The 1,898-nt window shown below is 63.3% G+C and carries 2 protein-coding genes; both read left to right on the top strand.

What is annotated here, in order from left to right; translation table 11 throughout:
• Positions 1-489: LysR substrate-binding domain-containing protein (locus tag EN879_RS33970; RefSeq protein ID WP_245493911.1), on the top strand; the 489-nt coding region annotated here is incomplete at its 5' end.
• A gap of 136 nt (positions 490-625) precedes the next feature.
• A partial coding sequence (gene pncB / locus EN879_RS33965) for a nicotinate phosphoribosyltransferase (RefSeq protein ID WP_127274617.1) occupies positions 626-1,898 on the top strand: 1,273 nt, incomplete at its 3' end.

Here is a 1,898-nt window from a genome sequence, read left to right as displayed (position 1 = left end):
CTCGAACTGTTTCCCGTGGTCAGCCCGACCTTGATCAACAACCGGCCGATCCGCAGCGTCAGGGATCTCGCCGATCATGTCTTCCTGCATGGCGATGACGGCCGCGAGTGGCACACCTGGCTGGCTGCCGCCGATGCGCTGGACCTGGAGCGGGGCCGCCGCCATCACCTCGGCGATGCCCGTATGGCGACCGAGGCGGCGGTGCACGGCCACGGCGTGGCGCTGGGCGACTCGGTGACGGCAAGCGCGCTGCTGGCCAGGGGCATGCTGGTCGCGCCGTTCAGCCTGTCGGTGCCGGCGGTCGACGATTTCTATGTCGTCTGCCGCAACGAGATGCGGACGACGCCGATCGTGCAGGTGTTCGTCGACTGGCTGTTTGCCGAGAAAGCGGGGGACGATGGGCGCGCCGACGCCCCTGTGGCCGGCCGCATCGTCAGCCGCCGCAAGCGTCCGGCGCTCAGGGTGATGGGCGGCAAATCCGCAAGCTGATGCCGGGCTGCGCGCCGCCGCATGCAGGCAGCTCTTTTTGTCGGGCCAGCCTGAAAGCGGGCAGCGTTGCGGCCGATTCGATGCTATGAGGCCTGTCGCAATTGTGGATGGCAGGCAGCGAAGGCGGTGTTGAAACATGGCTAAGACCGATATTGCGCGGCGCGTCTACAACCACACCTGGAAGCTCGACCCGATCGTGCGCAGCTTGCTCGACACGGATTTCTACAAGCTTTTGATGCTGCAGATGATCTGGGGCATGTATCCCAAGGTCGACGCAACCTTCTCGCTGATCAACCGCACGACCTCGGTGCGCCTTGCCGACGAGATCGACGAGGGCGAATTGCGCGAACAACTCGACCATGCCCGCACCTTGCGCTTCTCCAAGAAGGAGATGATCTGGCTCGGCGGTAACAATTTCTACGGCCGCAAGCAGATCTTCGAACCGGAATTCCTCGCCTGGCTGGAAGGCTTCCGGCTGCCCGAATACGAGCTGTCGAAGTGCGACGGGCAGTATGAACTGACCTTCAGCGGGCCGTGGATGTACACCACGCTGTGGGAAATCCCGGCGCTCGCCATCATCAATGAACTCCGATCTCGCGCGGCGATGCGGGCGTTCGGGCCTTTCGCGCTCGACGTGCTCTATGCCCGCGCCAAATCCAAGATGTGGGCCAAGACCGAGCGGCTGAAGGCGCTGCCCGGCATCCGCATCTCGGATTTCGGCACGCGCCGGCGCCATTCCTTCCTATGGCAGCGCTGGTGTGTCGAGGCGTTGAAGGAAGGCATCGGCGAGGCGTTCACCGGCACCTCCAACGTGCTTTTGGCCATGGACAACGACCTCGAAGCGCTCGGCACCAACGCACATGAGCTGCCGATGGTGTTTGCCGCGCTTGCCGACTCGGAAAAAGAGCTGAGACAGTCGCCTTACAAGGTGCTGCAGGACTGGCAGCGCTACTATGGCGGCAATCTGCTGATCGTGCTGCCCGACGCCTTCGGCACAGCATCGTTCCTGCGCGATGCGCCGGACTGGGTGGCCGACTGGACGGGCTTTCGCCCCGACAGCGCGCCGCCGATCGAAGGCGGCGAAAAAATCCTGTCCTGGTGGCGCGACAAGGGCAAGGACCCCAAGCAGAAACTGCTGATCTTCTCCGACGGGCTCGAGGTCGAGACCATCGAGGAGACCTATCGCCACTTCAAGGGCAAGGTGCGCATGTCGTTCGGCTGGGGCACCAATCTGACCAATGATTTCGAAGGCTGCGCGCCGACGGAAACCAACAGCCTCGACGCCATATCGCTGGTTTGCAAGGTCACCGAGGCCAATGGCAGGCCAGCGGTCAAGCTGTCGGACAATCCGGCCAAGGCGACCGGCGATGTGAAAGAGATCGAGCGGTATCTCAGGATTTTTGGCGAGA

The sequence above is a fragment of the Mesorhizobium sp. M7A.F.Ca.AU.002.02.1.1 genome (assembly GCF_003998535.1).
Lineage (GTDB): Bacteria > Pseudomonadota > Alphaproteobacteria > Rhizobiales > Rhizobiaceae > Mesorhizobium > Mesorhizobium ciceri.
The sequence above is the reverse complement of the archived record's forward strand: the minus strand, read 5'-3'. Positions and strand labels throughout refer to the sequence as shown.